Below are 21,334 nucleotides of genomic sequence, written 5' to 3' on the forward strand. Positions count from 1 at the left end.
CAACCGGTCACATCGGGTGCGGCCGACGGCCTCCGGCTCCGAAACACAGTGTTTACATGCACGAATCGAAGTGGGTAGCTTCGCCGGTCTACTGTCAATGCAACCGGTTACATCCACTCCGCGGCTTCAATGACGCCGCCCGACGCGTCCGATCGGAGGTACTCGTGAGGTCGAGGACCGCTCCCCTCCTGCTCCTGCCCGGGCTGGGCTTCCTGCTGCTCTTCTTCGTCGTCCCCTCGCTGGTGATGCTCTTCGCGCCTCCCGGCACGGGTCCCCTGGAGGTGATCGCCCGCGTCGGCGAGATGCTCACCGACCCCTACGAGCTGCGCATCATCGGCCGCACGGTCGGCATCGGGCTCGTGGTCACGCTGATCTGCGTCGTCCTCGGCTTCCCGATCGCCTACCTGCTGGCGCGCTCCTCATCCCGCTGGTCCGGCGTCCTGCTGGCCCTCGCGATCTTCCCGCTGCTGCTCAGCAACGTCGTGCGCACCTTCGGCTGGCTCGTCGTGCTCGGCTCGAACGGCGCGATCGGCCAGCTGCTCGTGGGCCTGGGCATCGTGTCCGAGGCGCCGCAGCTGCTCTACACGGAGCTCGCGATCGTGCTGGGCCTGACGCAGCTCTTCCTGCCGCTGGCGATCATCTCCTGCTACTCCGCGGTCTCCCAGGTGGACGTCGGCCTCGACGACGCCGCCCGCGGACTGGGCGCGAGCCCCACCCGCACCTTCTGGGACGTGGTCGTGCCGCTCTCGCTGCCCGGAGTGGTCGTCGCGGCGACGCTGGTCTTCGCCGGCTCCGTCACCGCGTACACGACGCCCTACCTGCTCGGCGGGTCGAGCCAGCGGATGCTGAGCACCCAGCTGTTCTCCTACTCCAGCGTCACGATCGACTGGGCCGGAGCCTCCGCCACGGCGATCGTCATGACGGTCCTGGTCTTCCTGGTCTCCGGACTCTCCTCCCTCGTCGCCCGGAAGGGAGCCGTCTCATGAGGACCCGCCGCCCCGTCGCCGCGTCGCTCGCGGTCGCCGGCTACGTGATCATGATCGTGCCGATCCTGTTCGTCGTCGCCACGGCCTTCACTGCCGGCTCGACGCTCCGCTTCCCGCCGGAGGGATTCTCGGTCCGCTGGTTCGGCGAGGCGCTCTCGTACGACCCGTTCCTGGAGTCGCTGGCGACCAGCGCGCAGCTCGCGGTGCTCTCGACGGCGATCGCCCTGCTGATCGGCATCCCCGCCACCCTGGCGATCTACCGGGGCCGCATCCCCGGGCGCTCGCTGATCGAGGGTCTCTTCCTCTCGCCGCTGATCGTGCCCGAGCTCGTGGTCGGCCTGGCACTGTTCCAGCAGCTCGTCGTCACGCTCGACGTCGACAACGCGGCCGTGCTGCTGATCGGGCACACGGCGCTCCTGCTCCCCTACGCGGTCCGCGTGACCGGCGCCTCGCTCGCCACCAGCGACCCCGCGCTCGAGGAGGCCGCGCGAGGACTCGGTGCAGGTCCTCTGCGCACCTTCTTCACGGTCACGCTTCCGATCCTGCGCCCGGGCGTCTTCTCGGCCGCGCTGCTCGGATTCGTGACCTCGTTCAACAACGTCCCGCTGTCGCTGCTCCTGCAGAGCCGCGACGCCAGGACCCTGCCCGTGACGATGCTCGACTACGTCCAGCAGAGCTACGACCCCATGGTCGCGGCCACGTCCACCCTCATCCTCGCGGCGACCGTCGTCATCGCGATCATCGCCGAGCGCAGCGTCGGCTTCGCCCAGATCTTCGGAGGAATCAACCGATGAGCGCAGCAGCGGAATTCGTCGACGTCAGTCAGGTCTTCGGTGACTTCACCGCGGTCGACGGCATCGACCTGGCGATCCCGGCCGGGAAGCTGACCACCCTCCTCGGGCCCAGCGGATGCGGCAAGACCACGTCACTGCGGATGCTCGCGGGCTACTCGACGCCGACCTCGGGCCGGATCCTGATCGACGGCGTCGACAGCACCCGGCTCGCCCCAGAGAAGCGCGGGCTGGGCATGGTGTTCCAGTCGTACGCGCTGTTCCCGCACCTCAGCGTCGCCGACAACGTGGGCTACGGCCTCAAGCTGCGCGGCCTCGGACGCGCCGAGCGGGCGCAGCGGGTGACCGAGAGCCTCGAGATGGTCGGGCTCGCGCATCTCGCGGCCAGCCGGCCGCGGCGGCTCTCGGGCGGTCAGCAGCAGCGCGTGGCCCTCGCCCGCGCCATCGCGATCCGCCCGCGGCTTCTCCTGCTCGACGAACCGCTGTCGAACCTCGATGCGCGGCTCCGCGTCCAGATGCGCTCCGAGATCCGCCGCATCCAGTCCGAGACGGGCCTGACCGTCGTTCTGGTCACCCACGACCAGGACGAGGCGCTCGAGATGAGCGACGAGATGGTGCTCATGCGCGCCGGGCGCATCATGCAGCAGGGCGCTCCGGCCGCGGTCTTCGGCGCTCCGGCCAACCGCTTCGTCGCCGACTTCCTCGGCTACGAGAACTTCCTCGGCCTCGCCGACGGGTCGCTCGCGACCGTGCGGCCGGAGCACCTCGCGGTGACGAGCGGAGAGGCCACCGGCTCGTCCGCCCTGTCGCTAGCCGCGGTCGTCGTCGATGTCGCGTACCGAGGGGTCGACGTGCTCGTCACGGTCGAGGCGACGGACCCCGCCGGCGACCGGGTGCGGCTCGTGTCGGACGTGCGCGCCGACTCCGCCGCACGTGTCGCGCCCGGTGACCCCGTGATCGTCTCGGCCGTGGCGTCGCAGATGGTCGCCATCGCCCGCGACTGAGCGCGGCTCCTCCCGCCCCCGCCCCTCCTCCGAAGCCTCCGCTCCCCCGCAGCTCCCCTCCCCAGATCCCCTCGAAAGGAACCGCCATGTCCCGCATCACTCCCCGGCGTGCCATAAGCCTCACCGCCGGCGCCGTCATCGGCGCACTCGCCCTCGCCGGCTGCTCCGGCGGCTCCGACTCCGGCAGCTCGGAGGGCGCCTCCGACACCCTCGTCGTCAGCACCTTCCCCTTCGGGGTCGAGCAGTTCCAGGAAGCGGTCATCGACCCCTTCACCGAAGCGACCGGCATCGAGGTCGAGGTCGAGACCGGCTCCAACTCCGACCGGCTGTCGCAGCTGCAGCTCGCCGGCGGCGACGACCCCGGAGTCGACGTGATGCTCATCAGCGACTACTACGCCGCGCTCGGCCAGGAGGACGACCTCTTCGATCAGGTCGACGCAGACGCCGTCCCCGCCATCGCCGACATCGCCGACTTCGCGAAGGAGGACGTCTACCTCGGCCCGGCCTACAGCTACCAGCTCAACGGCACGCTCTACTCCACCGACGCCTTCTCGGCCGAGCAGGCCGCCGACTGGGAGCTCTACGGCGACACCGCGAACGCCGGCCGCGTCGCGCTGCCCGACATCTCGGTCACCGCGGGCCAGCTGATGATCAGCGGAGTCGCGGCCACCTACGGCGACGGCCCCTACGACATCGACACGGCGCTCGACACCCTCTCCGGCTGGGCGCCCGGCGTGCTGCAGTTCTACAGCTCCTCCACCGAGGTCACCAACCTGCTGACCCAGGGCGAGATCACCGCCGCCGACGCCCTCAGCGGTTTCGCCACCGACCTCGTCGCCTCGGGCGAGCCGATCGGCTGGACCCCGCCCGCCACCGGCCGCTACATGGCGACCAACCGCGCGATGATCCCCGCTGGAGCCGCGAACACCGACGCCGCGGAGCAGTTCATCGACTACCTGCTCTCCGTCGAAGCGCAGACCTCCTCCGCCGAGATCGTGGGCGACCTGCCGGTGAACCTCGCCGCTCAGGTCCCGGAGTCGATCACCGCCGTCGTCGGGGACATCGCCGCCGACCCCACCGCCGCCGGCTACGAGACCCTCGACCCCACCGAGCTCGTCCCCACCCGCTCCGACTGGGTCGACCGCTTCGCCCGCGAGGTCACCGCCCAGTAGGCGGTGCGTCCGGGCGCGGCCGCCGTGCCGCGCCCGGACACCCTCCCTCCCCGCACCACCCGCACCACCCGGAGAGATCGCCATGAGCACCGAGACCGCCGCCACGACCGCCTCCGTCCCCGACGAGTGGATCCGTCGGATCCCCAAGGTCGACCTGCACTGCCACCTGATCGGCACCGTGCGCGCGAGCACGTTCGCCGAGCTCGCCCGCCGGGAGGGCCTCGCGCTGCCAGCAGACCCGGAGCGGATCTTCGCGGACATCAACTCCCTCCCGCCCGACCCGGCGCTCTACCGCGACACCGTCGTCCCGGTGCCGCAGGACCGCTCGGCGGGCGAGCCCGACGTCTCCTACTCCCTCTTCCAGGTCTCGGAGTGGGTCGTGCAGGTGCTCCGCTCCGCGGAGGATCTGACGAGGATCGTCTACGAGGCCTTCGAGGACGCGCACCACCGCAGCGGCACGCGCCACCTCGAGCTCTTCTTCGACGGCGTGCCCGAGCACCTCGCGGGGCTCGGGTACCGCGGCAGCATAGAGGCCTACACCGACGGCATCCGCGCCGCCGAGCGCGACTTCGGCATGACCGGGCGGATGATCGCCGGCATCGACCGCAGCCGCAGCGGGGAGGAAGCCCTCGCCCTCGTGCAGCAGGTCGTCGACTCCCCGCACGAATACGTCGCCGGCATCGGCCTCGACAACCTCGAGACCGCCGGCCCGCCCGAGCGCTTCGCCGAGGCGTACGCGCTCGCCGGCCGGGCGGGACTGGGCCGCACCGCGCACTCCTCCGAGCACGCGCCCACCGCCGCGAACACGATCACCTGCCTGGACCTGCTGGGCTGCGACCGCATCGACCACGGCTACTTCGTGCTCGAAGATCCGGCGGTCGTCGAGCGGATGCGCGAGGACGGCGTCGTCTTCACCGTCGCGTCGACCACCTCCCGCCGCTCCTGGCGCCCGTGGCGCCGCGCCTCCATCCGCGCGATGCTCGACGCCGGTCTGCACGTCACTCCCTGCTCGGACGACCCGGGCATGTTCCCGACCACCCTCGCCGACGAGTACCGCATCGCCGCCGGTCCGATCGGGGCGACGCACGCGCAACTGCGCGCGATGGCATTGACGGGGGTCGACGCGTCGTGGCTGCCTGCGGCGGAGAAGGCCCGACTGCACGAGGACTTCACGACCGAACTCGACGCTCTCGACACGGAGTTCGGTCTCGAGTCGACGGAGGCACGTGCCCAGGACGCTTCGGAGAACGACATCACGAGTCCGGAGGGACCCTGACGGCTGGGCGGCGCGGACGGCGGACAGGAGCCGTGCGGCGCACACCGAGCACGCCCTCGCGATCACAGAGGCCGGACCACTCGTGCTGACCGCGTGACGTGCGGTCCGGTGTCTCGCTCATGCTGAGCAGTCGGGGAACGACGAATGCCCTGCCGAGGACGGCAGGGCATTCGGTGGCGTGGGCTTACGGGCGGATCAGCACCTTGAGGGCCTCGCGGGAGTCCATCAGGCGGTAGGCCTCCGCGATCTCCGCGAGCGGCATCTCACGGTCGAACACGCGGCCGGGCTCGATGGTTCCGTCCAGGACCTGCGGGAGGACCTGCTCGATGTACGCGCGGACGGTGGCGGGGCCGCCGGTGAGCGTGGCGTTCTTGCCGAAGAGCGACAGGAAGCCGACGGCCGCGTCCTCGTACTGCGGGACGCCGACGCGGCTGATGGTGCCGCCGGGGCGGACGACCCGGTAGGCCTGCTCGTAGGCCGGCATGTGGCCGACGGCCTCGAGGACGACGTGCGACCCCTCGCCATCGGTGATCTCCATCACCTTCGCCACTCCCTCGTCGCCGCGCTCAGCGACGACGTGGGTGGCACCGAACTCGCGACCGAGATCGGTGCGGGCCGTGTGCCGGCCCATCAGGATGATCTTCTCGGCGCCGAGCTGCTTCGCCGCGAGAACGGCGGACAGGCCGACGGCGCCGTCACCGATGACCGTGACGGTCTTGCCGGGCCCGACGTCGCCGCGCAGGGCGGCGTGATAGCCGGTGAGGTAGACGTCGGACAGCGTCAGCAGGCTCGGCATGAGCGACTCGTCAGTGCCTGCCGGGATGACGACGGCGGTGCCGTCGGCTTGCGGGACGATGAGCTTCTCCGCCTGGGTTGCGGAGGGGGCTCCGTCGAAGAACCCGCCGTGGACGCAGGAGGTGGTGATGCCGTCGCGGCAGAAGGGACAGGTTCCGTCCGACCAGGCGAAGGGCACGATGACGGTGTCGCCGACGGAGAGGGTCGTGACGTCGTCGCCGATCTGCTCGACGACTCCGATGGCCTCGTGGCCCATTCGGCGGCCCGCGGGGGTGTCGCCGAGGTCGTGATAGGGGTGGAGGTCGGAGCCGCAGACGCAGGCGTAGGTCACGCGAATCAGGGCCTCGGTCGGCTGCTGGATGACGGGGTCCGGGACCTCTTCGACGCGGACGTCGCCGGCGCCGTACATGACAGTGGCTTTCATGGTGTTCCTTTCAGGAGGAGGGGTCAGTCGGTGACGCGCTCGTAGGACACGCGCCAGGTCTCGGCAGGGTCGGTCGGGGTGAGCACGAGAGTGTCGTCCGTCACCTCGAAGCTGCGGGTCAGGGTCTGTCCGATCAGTTCGCGCACGGCAGCCGATTCGACGTCGACCGAGAACGTGTCCTCGTCGTCGTCGATGGTCGCGGGGCCGTAGAAGGCTTCGTAGCCGTCGATCGTGTACGGACCGTCGGGAGCGGTGGTGTCCGGGTTCATCGCCTGAACCGAGACGGTGGAGGGGGTGATGACGATCTGGCCGCTGTAGGGGATGGACTGGAACTCCCCCGCAGCACTGTCCTCGAGCAGGGTCATCGACCAGGTTCCGACCGGTGAGGCGGAGCCGGCAGAGGCGGTGCTCTCGGCGGGGTCCTGTTCGGCTGAGCCTGTGCCGGTGGAGCAGGCGGTGAGGGTGGCCAGGAGGCCGGCGGCCAGGGCGGGGGCGATCAGTCTTCGGGTGGTCACGAAGCGTCCTCTCGGGTTCGTCGGGGCGGGTCTGAACGACCGTAAGCGGCGTCGACGAGGCGCAGGGAGGGTCGGTCAGGGCCCCTCTGCAGAGTCGTGGAGCCGTTCAGCGGACGCGGGTCCAGGTGCCGTGCAACTGGATGAACTGCCCGCCGATGACGGAGCTGGCCATGCAGGCGCCGTCGGTGTAGTCCTCGATGTGCGTGACGTGATCTCCGGAGTCGGGTTCGGTCCAGCGGACCACGTAGAGCCCGTCGCGGACCCGGGTGGCGGTGTACTCCATCGTCTCGGTGCGGCCCTTGATGGCTCCGCCGGTGACGGTGAAAGTGACGTGGGTCTCGGTGAAGCTGATCTCCACCGTGAAGTGCCCGAGTGGCGTGTCGGGGCCGAGGTCGGCGAGCCAGGTCTGGCCGATGCTGGGGAGTCGTGCGGTGCTGTTCATGAGGTGCTCTTCTTTCTCAGTGGTGATGGTTTCGGGGTGGTTGGGCGTAGCGGACAGGTCGGTCAGAACTCCAGGACGAGGCGGCCGCGGAGGCCGCCGCGTGCGAGGCGGACATGAGCGTCGGCGGCTTGAGCCGCAGGGAGGACGGCAGCGACGCGCTTACTGACAGCTCCGGATCCGGCGAGGCGAGCCAGCATCGCGATGGCATCGTGTCGGAGGTTGGAGCGCATGACGTAGGAACCGAAGACGTCGATTCCGCGTCCGGGGTCGACGTCCGTTGGGAGGTAGAAGGCGATCTGCCCGCCGTCGCGGACAGCGCGCGTGACCTGGTCAGTGAGGATCGCGGCGTCAGCGAGGGCGTCCGCTCCACGTCCGCCGGTGAGAGCGAGGACGCCGTCGCTGAAGTCGGCTCGACGATCGATCACGTGTGTTGCGCCGAATTCGCGGACCAGGGGCTCGTCGTTCCCGGTGGCGGCGGCGATGACGGTGAGTCCGCGTCGCGCGGCGAGCTCGACGAGGTAGCCGCCGACGGCACCGGTCGCGCCGGTGACCGCGAGTGCGGCGCCGGGCGTGAGTGCGAAGTGCTCGAGGGTGATCTCGGCGGTGAGGGCATTGGACAGGAAGGAGGCGGCGTGCACGAAGTCGAGCCCTGCGGGCATCCTCGTCACCGACTCGCTGGGGAGGACGACGTACTCGCTGTAGCCCCCGTGGCTGTTCTCCGGCACGACGAAGCCGATCGCCGCGTCACCGATGCTCACGTCGATGTCACTCGGCCGGCCCGGCCCGACTTCGTCGATGACGCCGGAGACGTCCATCCCGGGGACGACGGGATCAGCGATCGAGCCGTCCTTGCCGGCGAAGCCGCCGGAGCGGATGATGGCGTCGACCGGATTCACGGCGGCAGCTCGAACGCGGATCCGGACCTCCCCAGGGCCGACGTGCGGCTCGGGAACGTCCAGGACCTGCAGGGCGTCGGGACCGCCGTAGGTGGTCAGACCAATGGCTTTCACGGGGTGCACTCCTCTTTCTCTTCCACGCCTCTCAGCAGGCCGCTGGTGACGTCGTGATTCCACGGTGCCACCGCCCTCGGCGCCGCTGAAGGGGAGGGAAAATGCCCCCTCTCGTGTCCGGTGGTCCTCGAGGTCAATCGGTTTGCGAGGATGGTGCGGTGGCAGCAGAGGTGCGATGGCAGGAGCTGGGCGACTTCCTGCGCGCGCGGCGGGCAGAGCTCAAGCCCGGTGATCTAGGGCTCGTCGATACGGCCGGGACTCGCCGCGTCCCGGGCCTTCGGAGGGAGGAGATCGCCCGGGCCGCATCGATCAGCACGGACTACTACACCCGCCTCGAGCAGGGTCGGCTGCCCGCTTCGGCACCGGTCCTGGACGAACTCTCGAGGGTGCTGCGACTGTCCGCGGACCAGCGGAGCTATCTGGGCGGGCTGGCGGGCAAGATGCTTCTCGCGCCTGCCGCAGCCGGGCGCCGGCCTGTCGCCGCACCGGTGCAGAGGATGCTCGACGATCTCTCCCTGACGCCTGCGTTCGTCATGGGCCCGCGTACGGAGATCCTCGCCTGGAACGTCCTCGGCGCCGCTCTCATCACGGACTTCGCTGCGATCCCGGAGCAGGATCGCCTCTTCATACGACTGCTCTTCACTGATCCCCGCATGCGCGAGCTCTACGCCGACTGGTTCAGCGTCGTCGACCTGGCGATCGCGCAGCTCCGGATGGACAGCGCTCGTGATCCCGATGACCAGCAGCTGCACGCGATCGTCGATGACCTCACCACCAGTGATGCCGCCTTCGCTCAGCTGTGGCAGACACACGAGGTCGCTGCGCGCAGCAGCGGGGCGAAGATCCTTCGTCACCCTCTCGTCGGCGAGCTGGTGCTCGACTGGGCAGCGCTCACGGTCGGTGCCGACCCGAGCACGACGATCATCGTGTGGACCGCCGAGCCCGGCTCGCAGTCGCAGACGCGGCTGCGTCAGCTGGCCGCCCTCGCCGATAGGGATCAGGTGTAGGCGAGGAAGCGTCCGGCGAAGACGACGCCCGTCCAGGCGGTCAACGAGACCGCGGCGGCGATCCGCGCCGCGAGAGGCGTCACGGTGGCGATCGCCCACTCCGGGACGCGGCGGTAGACGCCGCGATGGAACACGAGCACGTTCAGCCCCGCCAACAGCAACAGCCCCAGCTTCCAGGGCGCGGCCCCGGACTCGGCGACGACCGTCGTCTGCGCGCTGAACAGCGCGACACCCGTGGCGAGCGCGATGACGAGACCGACATGCGACACGGGCAGGAGAGAGCGAGCGGCTGTCGTCACAGAGACGACCCTGCCCCCGGCCCCCAGAAGACGAAGGTCGAAGGCGAACGCCGGTCCGATCAGGACGGCGATTCCGAGGATGTGAATGCTTTCGAGGGTGGGATACAGGTACGGGGTGCCCCGCACGCTCTCGCCGAGCGTCGTCCCCTGCAGCCACTGCAGCGCACTCTCGAGCCACTCCGGCATGTGCTCTCCCTCAGCTCTGCCGGTTGCGGCGACGCAGGGAGACGAGACCGCCCGCGACACCCGCCGCGACGACGATGCCGAACACCGCCCAGACTCCCGCCACACCAGTGGACGCCTCGTCGGAAGTCGCCTCGGCGTCGCCTTCGGAGGGAACGGACTCCTCGGGATCGGAAGGTGCTTCCTCCAGCGGATCGGCCGCCGTCGACGTGGTCGCCGGCGCGGGAGTCGTCGCGCCCGGACCCCCGCCGGCGGAGGTCGGCAGGGGTGCGCGGACGGGGAGCGTGCTCCCGAGCACCTGGTTGACCGGCACCGCGTCGTCTCCGTACCAGAAGGCGACGGGACGGAAGAGCGCGTCGTCGGACCGGTTGATGTAGCCGACGCCCTGGAAGCGCTCCCCCACTGTCAGGGGCCGGTCGAGCCCCCAGCGGCCCGTGTACGCCGGTGGGGCGATGATCACCTCGAGCTCGTCCTGCGGCCCGGCATAGGCGAGGGCGGACTCCACGCGGATGCTGTCCTCCGGTCCCTGGAGGTCCTCCGGGAGTCTGAGATCAGGAGTGTCGGCGGGCAGGTCGGTGTCGATGGTCGTGTCGAAGTAGGTGTGGGGTTCACCCCAGCTCCCCTCGGACGCGACCGTCCCCGCGATGTAGACGAGCTCGTCGGTGTCGAAGCCGTCCCAGCCGTGGTGAGCGGCGGCCGGAGCGGGCGTCAGAAGAACGATCGTCGCGGCCAGCCCGAAGACTGAGGGAGCGGTCAGGCGGCGGAAGGGTGTCAGAGGACGGTGAGGGGAGGTCGCGCTCAACGGGGAGCTCCTTTCGGGATACCTGGGGTTCCCCTCACCGTAGAAGCGCCTCGTCGATTCTGAGAGGTTCTCTCAGAACCCCTCACTCACCACTCTTCGAGGTCCGCTGCGAAGTCGTGACGCTCGCTCTCACGAGCTCGAGCGCGCGGGCAGCCGGCCGGTGCGCGGAATCCCTGCGATGTCCACCCCGAAGACGGTCAGCAGGCGGGAGGCGAATCCCCGCTCGAGTTCTGCGCACGTGGGATCACCCTCAGCCCATGTCCTCGCGGCGACGCATGCCGCCGCCAATCGGTCCGCGTCGACGGTCGACCACCATTCCGGTCCGCCCGCCGCGGCGAGGAGTGTGCGCGCTGCTTCGACCTCGCAGTGGAACCGATCGAGCAGGTGGCGCATCCGATCGGGGTCGGACTTCGCCGCCCAGAGGTCGTCGATGTGTGCGTCGAGGGTGGTATCGCCGAGGATGCAGGCCCCCGTGATCACCGTGCGCACCTGCTCACGGGACAGTTCGGGGGCTTCATCGACGTCCTGGGATCTCTTCATCTGAGGGTCCTTACCGGCGGGGGACGGGGAAGCGAGCGGCGCCGCAGCACCGGATACTCACGAAACACCGAGGATGGGCTGTCCTGGAGTCGTGGGAACCATGCCGGTTCGACGTCAGGACCAGGGTGAGCACTGACGCCTGCTCGAGGGGATCGAGACCCAGCGATCGATGGCTGCGGCGCCGCTCGGGTCGACCGTACCTGAGGGCTCTCTCAGTGCAGGAGGTGCTGTCAGGGACTCCCTCTCCTGTCGGGGACGTACCCACGGGCGTCCTCTCGCGGGCGCTCAGGGGGATTCCGGGAACCTCAGTGTCACGAGGGTGCCGTCGGCGAGATCTCGCACGGGTTCGATGGCGTCGAAGGTGCCGAAGGGCACGATCCCGGCGAACGATCCGACGTGCTCGTAGTAGAGGACGAGATTGCGGGTGGGGCTGTAGTAGCCGATCGTGCGTGGTCGCGCGTCGCTGCGGTCCGGCGCGCCACGGAGGCTGAGCGCTTCTCCGAGGTCGGCCAGCTTCTCCTGCCCTCCCATGTCCCGGAAGCTCGGAGTGAGCGGGAGCCGCGCCAGGAGGAACGCGCTGGTCGCAGAGCCGTCGAGCCGAGCGGTGACCTCGACTCCCCCGATGTCGAGCACTATCGGCGTCGCCTCGCGCGAGTTCGTCGTCATGTGAAGCTCCTGCTCTGGTGGATCGCTGGGTGTCGCATCAGCGCGCGTCGAGGTGGTCGACGGTGAACGCGGTGCGTCGGCCGTAGAGGGTGATGATGAGGGCGACAGCGCCGAGGACTGCCATGAGGGCCGCCAGGACCAGTGCGGGAAGGTTCTCCAGGAGAAGAGCGCCGATGATGCCCGCCGCGAAGATCGCGAGGTTGAACGCGACGGGGAGGAACGAATTCGCGATGTCGGAGTTCTCGCGCCCGGAGCGGCTGAGTGCCGACTGCAGTTGCGCGGAGGCGCCACCGAAGCCGATTCCCCACAGCACGCTCGCCATCAGGACAGCGGCGGGTGCGCCGCGGCCCACGAGCAGGATCAGACCGGCGAGGACGAACACCGCGAGGCTCGAGTGCAGCAGCGCCCGCGGGAAGCGGTCGATGGTCGCGGCGGTGATCGCGACGCCGAGGATCGAGGAGACGCCGTAGACGAGGAGCACGAGGTCGGGTCGGAGTCCTGATCCGCCCTCGCGCAGGAACGGCGCGATGTAGGTGTAGATGGTGTTGTGGGCGAGCATCCAGACGAGGATCGTCAGGCACACGATCGCCACGCCCGGCATCGCGAAGACGCGGGCCAGCGGGAGGCTTCCGGCTGCGGCTCGCGGCTGGCCTGGGGCGTCGGGGACGAAGAGGGCGATCAGGACGAACGCGAGCAGGGCGAGAAGGCTCAGACCGCCGAACGACCAGCGCCAGTCGAGGGCCGTGCCGAGCCACGCTCCGAGTGGCGTGCCGAGCGCGAAGCCGACCGGGGCGCCGACCGACACGATGGACAGAGCCAGGCCCGCTCTGCGGGGCGGGCTGATCCGGCGGCCGTACGCGGCGAGCATCCCCCAGATGATCCCGGTGAATGCTCCGGCGACGAATCGTGAGACGAGGGAGACCGCGACGTCGCTGGAGAGCGCGGTGACGGTGTTCGCGACGATCAGGCAGGCGATGCTCGCGAGGAGCAGCGGCTTGCGGCGGAATCCTCGGGTGAGGCTGATCGCGGGGATGGTGACGATGACGGTGCCGAGCGCCCAGACGCTGATGAACTGCCCGACGACTCCTTCGCTGGTGTCCATTCCGTCAGCGATGACCGGCAGCAGGCCCGCTGGCATCGTCTCGGCGGCGACGAGGAGGAAGCCCATCGTGGCGAGCAGAGCGAGCGCGAACCAGGGCATCGTCCGCGGTTCGACACGCTCGCTTCCGTCAGGGAGGCGTACGGGCGCAGTGGAGGTCATGAGGTCCTTCGAGGGTTCGTGCCGGCGAATGAGGCCTTACCCACCGTGAGGCGGGGATGAGGAGAAAGGAAGAGGAATCAGCTCGCGGAGCCGGCGGTGAGGCGCGCGATGTCCTCGGTGGCGGCCCAGGTCGCGAGCATCCGGAGCTTCTCGTCGGAGGCGCTTCCGGGAACTGCGGGGTAGACCGTCATCGAGTGACCCGGGTCGTCCTGCAGCTCGGTCACCTGGAAGGTGAGCTCCAGGAGCCCGACGACGGGATGCTCGAACTGCTTGAGACCGCTGTAGTGACGCCGGACGTTGTGCTCGGCCCACCGGGTCCGGAAGTCGTCGCTGCGCATCGACAGCTCGCCGATGAGAGCGGCGAGTCGGGCGTCGTGGGGATTGCGGCCGGCGTCGCGGCGGAGGATCGCGACGTTCACGTCGGCCGCGCGCTCCCAGTCGGGGTAGAAGGTGTGCGCGCGGGGGTCGAAGAAGATGAACCGGGAGTGGTTCGCCGGCCGCGCCGTACTGCGGTACATCTCCGAGTAGAGGGCGAAGCCGAGCGCGTTGGCGGCGACGAGATCCATCCGCGTGTTCGACACGAAGGCGGGCGCACCCGTGATCGCGTCGAGCAGGTACTGCACCTCCGGCCGCACGTTCGCGACGGTGCGGGCCCTCCTCGTGCGGACTCCGGCCTCGTTCGCGGTCCGCGCCAGATCGCAGAGGTGATCGTGCTCGGCACGGTCCAGGTGCAGCGCCCTGGCGATCGCATCGAGGACGGAGTCGGACACGCCGGCGAGGTTCCCGCGCTCCAGTCGCGTGTAGTAGTCGACGCTCACGCCCGCCAGCCGTGCGGCCTCATCGCGACGGAGGCCTGCCACCCGGCGGCGGCCGCCACCCGGCTCGATCCCGGCTTGCTCCGGCGTGAGGCGCCCCCGACGTGATGTCAGGAATTCGCGTACCTCTGCTCGGTGATCCATGCTCGCAACGGTAGGAGGGGCTGATGCCGACGTGAAGGGTTCTGTCAGAACCTCTCTCGTCGCGCGGCTGACAGCGTCCACGGTCATCTCCCGAATCCGCTGCTGAAGCGCTGACCGGTTCGCACCAGGTCGCAGGCCGGAGCGAGCCGGGCGCTCGCGTCAGCATCGAGCGCCACCGGAACCGTCTCGACCGTCCGCCGCACGATGCTGCGATACCCGCACCAGCGGAGCGAGAGGCCGTCAGGCCTCGTCGATGTCGAGCGGGAAGATCTCGGGGGTGATCTGATCCGGGTCGGGGCCTCCGCGGGCACCGCGGTCCAGTGCGGAGATCGCCGACAGCTCGCTGCCGGTGAGTTCGAAGTCGAAGACGTCGAGGTTCTCGGCGATGCGGTGCGGCGTGACCGACTTCGGAATCGCGCTGCGCCCGCTCTGGAAGTGCCAACGCAGCATCACCTGCGCGGGCGTCTTGCCGTGCGCGTCCGCAATGGACATCAGGGTCTGGTCGTCGAGGGGGTTCAGCGCCGGGTCGGCACCGTCGACGTAGGTGAAGATCCCGCCGATCGGAGACCACGCCTGAGTGATCACCCCGTACCGGGCGTTCGCCGCCATCACGTCGGCCTGCTGGAAGTACGGGTGCAGCTCGACCTGGTTGACCGCGGGCACGACGTCCGCGCGCTCGATCAGGGCCGCGAGGTGCTCCGGGGTGAAGTTGCAGACGCCGATCGCGCGAGTGCGCCCTACGGCCAGCATCTTCTCGGCCGCCTTGTAGGCCGCGACGGTGTCGTCGAACGAGCCCGGGACCGGCCAGTGCAGCAGGTACAGGTCGACGTAGTCGAGCTTGAGCTTGGCGAGGCTGGTGTCGAACGCGTGCAGCGCACGGTCGTAGCCGTAGTCGCCCATCCACAGCTTGGTCGTCAGGAAGACGTCTTCTCGCGCGACGTCGGCGGCGCGGATGCCGTCACCGACCTGGCGCTCGTTGAAGTAGCCGGACGCCGTATCGATGAGTCGGTAGCCGCCGTTCAGCGCTGTGGTGACGGCGGCGGCGGTCTCCTCCGGAGTGCTCTGGAACACCCCGAGCCCGAGGGCCGGCATGGTCACTCCGTTGTTGAGGGTGAGGAGGGGTGAGGTCACTGGTCTTGTCCTTTCGCAGCAGAGGTCGAACGAGCATAAGCGGAGCTCATGTATCCGCTTGATCGTACCACCTAAGCGGAGTCAACGCATCCGCTTCCTGCTATCGTTGCTTCATGAGCGAGCAGGCACTGCGCAAAGACGCCGAGCAGAATCGACGGCGGTTGATCGAGGCGGGCCGCGAGCTGCTTGCCGAGAGAGGTGTGGAGGCGACGCTGAACGACATCGCACACCGCGCCGGTGTCGGAATCGGCACGGCCTACCGCCGCTTCCCGCACAAGCAAGCGCTCTTCGACGCCGTCTTCGAGCAGCAGATCGATGAGCTCGAGGACGTCCTCCGTACTGCTCTCGCGGACCCGGACCCGTGGGCGGGGCTGGTCTTCTACCTGGAACGATCTGTCGCACTGCAAGCGCGAGACCTCGGCCTGGCGCAAGCGTTCTCCGGCCGCCGTCTGCGGCCCGAGCAGCACGACTGGGAACGGGACCGTCTGGCGCCGCTCGTGAACGAGCTGATCAGCAGGGCCCGAGCGGAAGGAGTCGTGCGCCCCGACGTGACAGGCACGGATCTGGTGTTCCTGCAGATCGGCCTCATCGCCATCGCCGAAGCCTCGCCCAGCGCGAGCGACAGCTCGTTGGTCACCGACGAACCATCGGAGCTCTACCGCCGATACCTCTGGCTCACGCTCGACTCTCTGCGCACGCATCCGCACAAGTCGACGCCGCTTCCCGTCCGCGCGCTCAGTACGGACGAGGCCCACCGCCTTCTGGCGAGCCGAACCGAGCCGGCCCGAGTGGCAGATCCCCTCTCGTCAGACCGGGAGATCTGACAGCCGAGATCATGTCGGCTCGACCGTCGCCCCTGCGTCGGGCCTCCACTCGGTGACGGCCGATCACGGACGACGAAGAGCCCGCACGCTACGCCCGCAGGCCCTGGTCCCGCAGGGATGCGCTCACGACCGCGTCTGCCACGCGCCCGGCCGCGCTCGTCCCACCGAGCGGGCCGCCGCGCAGCCGCATGGCGAGCTCGCCGGTCACGACGAGCAGGAGCTCCTCCGCGAGCCGCGGCGCCTCCTCCCCCACCAGCGGCTCGGCGAGCTCGGTCAGCCGTCCGCGCAGGGACTCCGTGTCGGCGCGGACCGCGTCGGCGAGCTCGGCCGGCGGGTCGAGGTACTCCGCGGACGACGCGAGGAACGCGCACCAGCGGGCGCCGTGCGGCCGCTCCCGGAAGCGCTCGAGTGCGGGGAGCACGGCCAGCAGTCGCTCCCGGTCCGAGTCCGCCCGCTCGATCTCGGCCTCCCAGGTCTCGAGCCAGGCCGCCTGCCGACGGGCGAGGGCGGCGGCGACCAGCGCCTCCTTGCTGGAGTAGCCGCGGTAGAGGGTGGCGGCCGAGACGCCGGCCAGTGCCAGCACCGCGTCGATCGGCGTCGCGGCGATCCCGCGGCTGAAGAAGAGCTCCTCGGCCGCGTCGAGCAGCTTCGCCTCGGTGCGGGGCCTGATCGAAGCGGCTCGGAGTGGCGTGGTCATGCCTCCAGCCTAGACTCTGAATATGAAACGCACGTTTTCGTTCTCGTCTCCGGTCTCCCTCGTCCTCGCCGCCACCGCGCTCATCGCGGCGACCTACGGTCTCGTGCGCTTCGCCTACGGTCTCCTGCTGCCGGAGATGCACGCCGAGCTGGGCTTCGACGCGGCCACGGCGGGCGGTGTCTCGGCCGGCGCCTCCCTCGCCTACTGCCTCGGCGCGGTCGCGGGCTTCCTGCTCGCCTCCCGCGCGGCCCGCGTCCTCGTGCTGGCCGCCGGGGCGACGGCGGGCGCCGGCGCGCTCGGGATGGCGCTCAGCCACGAGTTCGTCCCCTTCGCGATCGCCGCCGTCGTGAGCTCCGTCGGCGCGGGACTCGCCTCCCCCGCGCTGGTCGACGTGCTCCGACGGGGCGTAAGCCCGGGACTGCAGGCGCGGGCGCAGACGATCGTGAACTCCGGGACGGGCCCCGGACTGGTCGGAGCGGGTGTCCTCGCCCTGACGCTGCTCCCGGGCTGGCGCACGGTGTGGGTCGTCGCGGCGGTCGTCGTGGTCGCGGCCGCCCTCGCGGTCGCCGTGCTCGACGGCGCCACCGCGCGCCGCGAGAATCCGACCGCGCTCTCCACGGCCTGGCTGCGCGCGCATCGCGGGGCGATCCTGGCGGCGGCGCTGCTGGGCGCCGGATCCGCCGGAGTCTGGAACTTCGGCAGGACCCTGCTGGTCGAGGGCGGGAGCAGCACCGCGGAGTCGGTCGTCGCGTGGATCGTCCTCGGGATCGGCGGCACCGTCGCGATCGCCACCGCCCGCTGGACCAGCGCCCTGCCGCCGCGCACGGCCTGGACGATCACCACGGCGACGGCCGCCGTCGGGACCCTCGGCCTGGCGCTCACGGCCTCCTCGCCGCTCGCCCTCCTGGCCTGCCTCCTCTTCGGCTGGGGCTACACCGCCGGCACCGGAGCGCTCATCGCCTGGACCACCGCCCTCGACCCGGACCGCGCGGCGACCGGCACGGCACTACTCTTCGTGGTGCTCATCGCGGGCCAGGCCGTGGGCGCCGTGGGCCTCGGAGCGCTGCTCGACGGGCCGGGCGCCACGGTCGCCTTCGCCGTCGCCGCGGTCGCGACGGCCGCCGCCGGAGTCGGCCGCCGAGCACCGGCGCGGAGGATCGAGGCGGTGAGCGGAGGCGGCGGCACCGGTAGCCTCGCGTCATGACCTTCGCGAACGTCGGCACCCTGGGGGCCGCACCCGGCAGACGCGACGAGCTCGTCGCCCTCCTCACCGAGCACAACGCCGCCCTCGTCGACGTCGGCTGCCTGGCCTACGAGGTCGGCGTCGACGACGAGCAGCCGGACACCGTCTTCGTCGTCGAGCTGTGGGAGAGCGCCGAGACGCACAGGGCCTCGCTGGCCCTCCCGCAGGTCCAGGCCGCGATCGAGCGGGCGCGCCCGCTGCTCAGCGGCGCCTTCGGCGGCCACCGCTTCGACGTCGTGGGCTCTCCTCTCCGCAGCTGACCTCCGGCGCCGGCCCCGGAGCTGACCGCCGGGGCCGGCCTCCGGGGCCGACCTCCGGGGCCGGCCTCCGCCGAGGGCTCGATGCGGGCTGCGCGGACGTCTCCCCCGGACGTCGACGCCGTCGGTGATCGCGCCTCCGTCCCTCCGCCCGCTGATTCCGATCCCGCCACCCCGCCACCCGAGAGCAGAGCGCCATGATCAGCACCTTCCTCGTCGAGCACGCCGCGCTCGTGCCGATCGGCTTCTGGATCGCGGTCGCGCTGGTCACGGCGCTCGCCTGGCTGCTGCACCGGCGCGGCGCGAGGAGGACCCCCCTCGTCCTCGCCGCGGTGGCCTTCCTCGCGGGCGTCGCGCTGACGATGTACCCGCCGGACGGCACGCCGCTGGTCTTCTGCACCGTGCAGTTCTCGGTGCCGTTCGACGGCATCGACACCCTCGCGAACATCGCCCTCCTGCTCCCCGGGACCCTGCTGCTCGCGGTCGCGGTCGGCCGCCCCGTGCTCGTCGCCGCCGCCGTCTCCGGCCTGTCCGCCCTGATCGAGCTGGTCCAGGCGAGCGTCCCGGCGATCGGCCGCTCCTGCGACACGAACGACTGGTTCATGAACACCATCGGCGCCGTCCTCGGCGCGCTCCTCGCCGCCGTGATCCTCGCGGTCGAGAACCGGCGGGCCGGTCGCCGCGTGTCGCGCTGACGCCGCCTCCTGTCGCGTCGCGCTCGACGTCTCGACGCCGGGTCAGTGCGGTGGGCGCAGCGACTCGGCCGGGCTCAGAGCCGTGTCGGCGGTGCAGCCGAGCTCGCCCGGCTGGAGCAGCACCGGGGCCACGACGACGCGGGTGACGGCGCCCGCCTCGCGCTTGACGAGGACGCAGTCCTCGGCGTGCCCCATCGCCACTCCGACGTCCGTCCCCCGCAGCGCGACCGTCGGCTGCGCGGCCACCTCCCGAGGTCCCGTCGGAGTCGCCAGACGCTCGCTGATCGCGGCGGCGATGTCCTCGATCGTGCCCGGGTCCTCGGGCAGCGCGGTCAGCACCTCGACCGCGGCCTCCTCCGCGTTCGCGGCCGGCACGACGACCTCGCGCGTGTCGGGCGGCGCAGTGACGCTCGGCGTCGACGCGTCGCACTCGACGTCCTGCACCCCGGTCGTGGTACCGAAGACGGTGACGCCGTCGACGCTGTGCCGGCCGTAGAAGTCGAACTCGATCCGGAAGCAGTAGGGCTGTCCGTCCACGCCGACCGTGCGCGTGGTGAGGGCGCCGAACGCATCGCCGAGCTCGGGCGCGTCGAAGGACTCGATCCCGACGAGGTCGGCGCCCTCGGCGGCGGCCTCCCTCGCGACCTCGTCGATGTCGTCGGGCCGGTCGGTGCCGATCCGATCCGCCAGCGCGGCGGCACTCTCGCGCGCGGTCGTCTCGGCGACCTCCCTGGTCGCGCCACCGGGGCCGTAGAGGGTCGGGGCGCAGCCGGTGAGCAGTGCCGTGGCCGCGAGGGCCGCCAGAAGCGGCACGGCGCGAGAGCTGCGCGTCACGATCGATCCTCCCCGGTGGCGAGCGGTACGGGCGAGCATAGGCGGGACCGGAGCGGGCGACGGCCCCGCGGTCTACGAACGACGTCCGCCGACGAGGTGGACCGTGACGGCGGGCGCAACGAGAGCGCCGAGCGCGAGGAGGAGGAATCCCCACCCCTCGGGGATCCCCGCCGCCATGACCAGCACGCCGACGGCGGTCAGTGCGCAGGCTCCGATCACGCCCAGGATCACGGAGAGGGTCCGCGCTCCCCGGCGGGCAGTGAGGACGAGCTGCGCGTCGCGGCGGCGGTCGGGATCGCGGAGTCGGATCAGCGGGAACGCGACGACAGCGAGCAGCAGCACGAGGGAGAACCAGGGGAACAGCTCCCACGGGAACGCGTCACGAAGCAGTGGACCGCGTGTACTCACGAGCAGAGCCTACGGACCGAGGCGGGGTCCCCGTCGGTCGAGTCCGGCTCAGGGCGTGCTCGCGCTGCGTCTCCCCCGCCCTCTAGTGTCGGCAGCGATGGGGGCACGCCGCCCCCGCTGAGGGGATCACATGTCTTCGCTCTCGCGCGCCGCCGTCCGGCGCACGCTCGCACTCGCCGCCGCCGTCCTGGTCGCCGCCTCCGCACTCGCCACTCCCGCGTCCGCCGCCGATCAGGGGCCCACGGGCACGATCACCGGGCGGGTCCTGCTCGAGGGGACGCCCGACACGCCCGCGGCCGCCGGCACGGAGGTGCTCCTGCGCCCGACCAGCACCAGCGAGGTGAAGCCGCTCGTCGTCGCGACGACGGACGCCGCCGGCGCCTTCGAGGCCGCCGTCGTACCCGACGAGACCTACACGATCAGCGCACTCGTCGAGGACGGCCTCCACGTCCAGCGCAACCTCGGCTCGGACCGACCTAACGCCTCGGGCACCGTCTTCTCCGTGAGCGCCGGCAGGACCCTCGCCCTGCCCGAGTACGTGCTCCCGCTGGGAGCCACGATCAGCGGCCACGTCGACACCGATGACGGCGTCTCCGTCCCCGTCACCGCCTTCAACCGGCCGCCGTACGGCAGCTACGTCGAGACCCGCACGGACGCGAACGGCGACTACACGATCCGCGGCCTCGACCTCGACTTCTACAACGTCTCCTTCGACGACCGCACCGGCGACCCGAAGGAGTGGTGGCCCAACAGCCCGACCCAGGACGGCGCCGCGCGCATCGTCATCACCAGCCTCGACCAGGCCGTCACCGGCATCGACGCGGACCTCCGCACGGCGCGCGCGAACCCGCTGGACTCCGCCCCCTGCCTCGACCGCTCGACGCTGACCGTCGCGAAGGCCACCGCGGCCGCCCGCGCGTACCTGCGCTCCCACGACCTGGACGCCCTGAAGACCCTCACGCGCGCCGATGTGAAGCAGTACCTCGCCCGCTGCGCCTGAGCACGACCCACCCGAGAAGCGGCCGCCGGCACCTCGCGGGCGGCCGCTTCGTCGTCGACGAAAGGCAGCGAGAAGCCGAGCGGGTCATCGCGATCGGGTAGCGGGGAACGGTC

The 21,334-nt window shown here is 70.7% G+C and carries 25 protein-coding genes; 11 read left to right on the forward strand and 14 right to left on the reverse strand.

Annotated elements, in window-relative coordinates:
* Positions 1-164 precede the first annotated feature (164 nt).
* The 5 genes from C1I64_RS06855 to C1I64_RS06875 all read left to right on the forward strand — a co-directional run bounded on the left by C1I64_RS06855 (position 165) and on the right by C1I64_RS06875 (position 5,229).
* The gene (locus C1I64_RS06855) at positions 165-986 is read left to right on the forward strand and encodes an ABC transporter permease (protein ID WP_127886687.1); all 822 of its coding nucleotides are present in this window, start codon (positions 165-167) and stop codon (positions 984-986) included.
* Positions 983-1,780 (forward strand): ABC transporter permease, encoded by a 798-nt coding sequence (locus C1I64_RS06860; protein WP_127886688.1) that lies wholly within the window; start codon positions 983-985, stop codon positions 1,778-1,780. Before C1I64_RS06855 ends, C1I64_RS06860 begins: the two co-directional genes overlap by 4 nt.
* Positions 1,777-2,781, forward strand: a complete 1,005-nt coding sequence (locus C1I64_RS06865) for an ABC transporter ATP-binding protein (protein WP_127886689.1) — start codon at positions 1,777-1,779, stop codon at positions 2,779-2,781. The genes C1I64_RS06860 and C1I64_RS06865 overlap by 4 nt, the downstream gene beginning before the upstream one ends.
* An 86-nt stretch (positions 2,782-2,867) precedes the next feature.
* Positions 2,868-3,953 (forward strand): extracellular solute-binding protein, encoded by a 1,086-nt coding sequence (locus C1I64_RS06870; protein ID WP_127886690.1) that lies wholly within the window; start codon positions 2,868-2,870, stop codon positions 3,951-3,953.
* Between the two features lie 82 nt (positions 3,954-4,035).
* Positions 4,036-5,229 (forward strand): adenosine deaminase family protein, encoded by a 1,194-nt coding sequence (locus C1I64_RS06875; RefSeq protein ID WP_244209418.1) that lies wholly within the window; start codon positions 4,036-4,038, stop codon positions 5,227-5,229.
* A gap of 184 nt (positions 5,230-5,413) precedes the next feature.
* Here the strand turns inward: C1I64_RS06875 and C1I64_RS06885 are convergent, their stop codons facing one another.
* The 4 genes from C1I64_RS06885 to C1I64_RS06900 form a co-directional block, all read right to left on the reverse strand.
* On the reverse strand, positions 5,414-6,448 hold the full coding sequence (locus C1I64_RS06885; protein WP_208645093.1) for a zinc-binding dehydrogenase: 1,035 nt from the start codon (positions 6,446-6,448) through the stop codon (positions 5,414-5,416).
* 23 nt (positions 6,449-6,471) lie between these two features.
* Complete coding sequence (locus C1I64_RS06890) at positions 6,472-6,963, reverse strand: lipocalin-like domain-containing protein (RefSeq protein WP_208645094.1); 492 nt, start codon at positions 6,961-6,963, stop codon at positions 6,472-6,474.
* Positions 6,964-7,069: 106 nt separating this feature from the next.
* On the reverse strand, positions 7,070-7,405 hold the full coding sequence (locus C1I64_RS06895; RefSeq protein ID WP_127886691.1) for a MoaF-related domain-containing protein: 336 nt from the start codon (positions 7,403-7,405) through the stop codon (positions 7,070-7,072).
* 62 nt (positions 7,406-7,467) lie between these two features.
* Positions 7,468-8,415 carry an NADP-dependent oxidoreductase gene (locus C1I64_RS06900; protein WP_127886692.1) on the reverse strand — a complete coding sequence of 316 codons (948 nt, stop codon included), beginning with the start codon at positions 8,413-8,415 and terminating at the stop codon, positions 7,468-7,470.
* 158 nt (positions 8,416-8,573) lie between these two features.
* Between C1I64_RS06900 and C1I64_RS06905 the strand changes: the two genes are divergently transcribed.
* Positions 8,574-9,422, forward strand: a complete 849-nt coding sequence (locus C1I64_RS06905; RefSeq protein WP_208645095.1) for a helix-turn-helix domain-containing protein — start codon at positions 8,574-8,576, stop codon at positions 9,420-9,422.
* Here C1I64_RS06905 and C1I64_RS06910 read toward each other — a convergent pair.
* The 7 genes from C1I64_RS06910 to C1I64_RS06940 form a co-directional block, all read right to left on the reverse strand.
* Entirely contained in the window at positions 9,413-9,907 is a 495-nt protein-coding gene (locus C1I64_RS06910) for a DUF6644 family protein (RefSeq protein ID WP_127886694.1), read from the reverse strand. The genes C1I64_RS06905 and C1I64_RS06910 overlap by 10 nt on opposite strands.
* A 10-nt stretch (positions 9,908-9,917) precedes the next feature.
* Positions 9,918-10,706 carry a hypothetical protein gene (locus C1I64_RS06915; protein ID WP_208110607.1) on the reverse strand — a complete coding sequence of 263 codons (789 nt, stop codon included), beginning with the start codon at positions 10,704-10,706 and terminating at the stop codon, positions 9,918-9,920.
* A gap of 129 nt (positions 10,707-10,835) precedes the next feature.
* Positions 10,836-11,246, reverse strand: coding sequence for a hypothetical protein (locus C1I64_RS06920; protein WP_123446471.1), 411 nt, complete (start codon positions 11,244-11,246; stop codon positions 10,836-10,838).
* 285 nt (positions 11,247-11,531) lie between these two features.
* Positions 11,532-11,912: a cyclophilin-like fold protein gene (locus tag C1I64_RS06925; protein ID WP_127886695.1), complete on the reverse strand. Its 381-nt coding sequence runs from the start codon at positions 11,910-11,912 to the stop codon at positions 11,532-11,534.
* Between the two features lie 37 nt (positions 11,913-11,949).
* Positions 11,950-13,113, reverse strand: a complete 1,164-nt coding sequence (locus tag C1I64_RS06930; RefSeq protein ID WP_127886696.1) for an MFS transporter — start codon at positions 13,111-13,113, stop codon at positions 11,950-11,952.
* A gap of 137 nt (positions 13,114-13,250) precedes the next feature.
* Positions 13,251-14,132: a helix-turn-helix transcriptional regulator gene (locus tag C1I64_RS06935; RefSeq protein WP_127886697.1), complete on the reverse strand. Its 882-nt coding sequence runs from the start codon at positions 14,130-14,132 to the stop codon at positions 13,251-13,253.
* Positions 14,133-14,372: 240 nt separating this feature from the next.
* Positions 14,373-15,263: an aldo/keto reductase gene (locus tag C1I64_RS06940; protein ID WP_244209419.1), complete on the reverse strand. Its 891-nt coding sequence runs from the start codon at positions 15,261-15,263 to the stop codon at positions 14,373-14,375.
* Between the two features lie 113 nt (positions 15,264-15,376).
* On the opposite strand from C1I64_RS06940, the gene C1I64_RS06945 reads away from it, so the two are divergent.
* Positions 15,377-16,087 (forward strand): TetR/AcrR family transcriptional regulator, encoded by a 711-nt coding sequence (locus C1I64_RS06945; protein WP_127886698.1) that lies wholly within the window; start codon positions 15,377-15,379, stop codon positions 16,085-16,087.
* Between the two features lie 88 nt (positions 16,088-16,175).
* On the opposite strand, the gene C1I64_RS06950 is transcribed toward C1I64_RS06945, so the two are convergent.
* On the reverse strand, positions 16,176-16,784 hold the full coding sequence (locus C1I64_RS06950) for a TetR/AcrR family transcriptional regulator (RefSeq protein WP_127886699.1): 609 nt from the start codon (positions 16,782-16,784) through the stop codon (positions 16,176-16,178).
* Positions 16,785-16,806: 22 nt separating this feature from the next.
* Here C1I64_RS06950 and C1I64_RS06955 point away from each other — a divergent pair, with 22 nt between their 5' ends.
* From C1I64_RS06955 to C1I64_RS06965, 3 genes are all read left to right on the forward strand, one after another.
* Positions 16,807-17,988, forward strand: a complete 1,182-nt coding sequence (locus tag C1I64_RS06955; RefSeq protein ID WP_127886700.1) for an MFS transporter — start codon at positions 16,807-16,809, stop codon at positions 17,986-17,988.
* Entirely contained in the window at positions 17,985-18,287 is a 303-nt protein-coding gene (locus tag C1I64_RS06960; RefSeq protein WP_127886701.1) for a putative quinol monooxygenase, read from the forward strand. Before C1I64_RS06955 ends, C1I64_RS06960 begins: the two co-directional genes overlap by 4 nt.
* A gap of 194 nt (positions 18,288-18,481) precedes the next feature.
* A complete protein-coding gene (locus C1I64_RS06965) occupies positions 18,482-18,979 on the forward strand; it encodes a VanZ family protein (protein ID WP_127886702.1) in 498 nt (165 codons plus the stop codon).
* Positions 18,980-19,021: 42 nt separating this feature from the next.
* On the opposite strand, the gene C1I64_RS06970 is transcribed toward C1I64_RS06965, so the two are convergent.
* Both C1I64_RS06970 and C1I64_RS06975 read right to left on the reverse strand, forming a co-directional pair.
* Positions 19,022-19,813: a hypothetical protein gene (locus C1I64_RS06970; protein WP_127886703.1), complete on the reverse strand. Its 792-nt coding sequence runs from the start codon at positions 19,811-19,813 to the stop codon at positions 19,022-19,024.
* Between the two features lie 72 nt (positions 19,814-19,885).
* Positions 19,886-20,221, reverse strand: coding sequence for a hypothetical protein (locus tag C1I64_RS06975; RefSeq protein ID WP_127886704.1), 336 nt, complete (start codon positions 20,219-20,221; stop codon positions 19,886-19,888).
* A 130-nt stretch (positions 20,222-20,351) separates the two neighbouring features.
* On the opposite strand from C1I64_RS06975, the gene C1I64_RS06980 reads away from it, so the two are divergent.
* On the forward strand, positions 20,352-21,221 hold the full coding sequence (locus tag C1I64_RS06980; protein WP_127886705.1) for a carboxypeptidase-like regulatory domain-containing protein: 870 nt from the start codon (positions 20,352-20,354) through the stop codon (positions 21,219-21,221).
* Positions 21,222-21,334: the final 113 nt, after the last annotated feature.

The organism is Rathayibacter festucae DSM 15932, assembly GCF_004011135.1.
Lineage (GTDB): Bacteria > Actinomycetota > Actinomycetes > Actinomycetales > Microbacteriaceae > Rathayibacter > Rathayibacter festucae.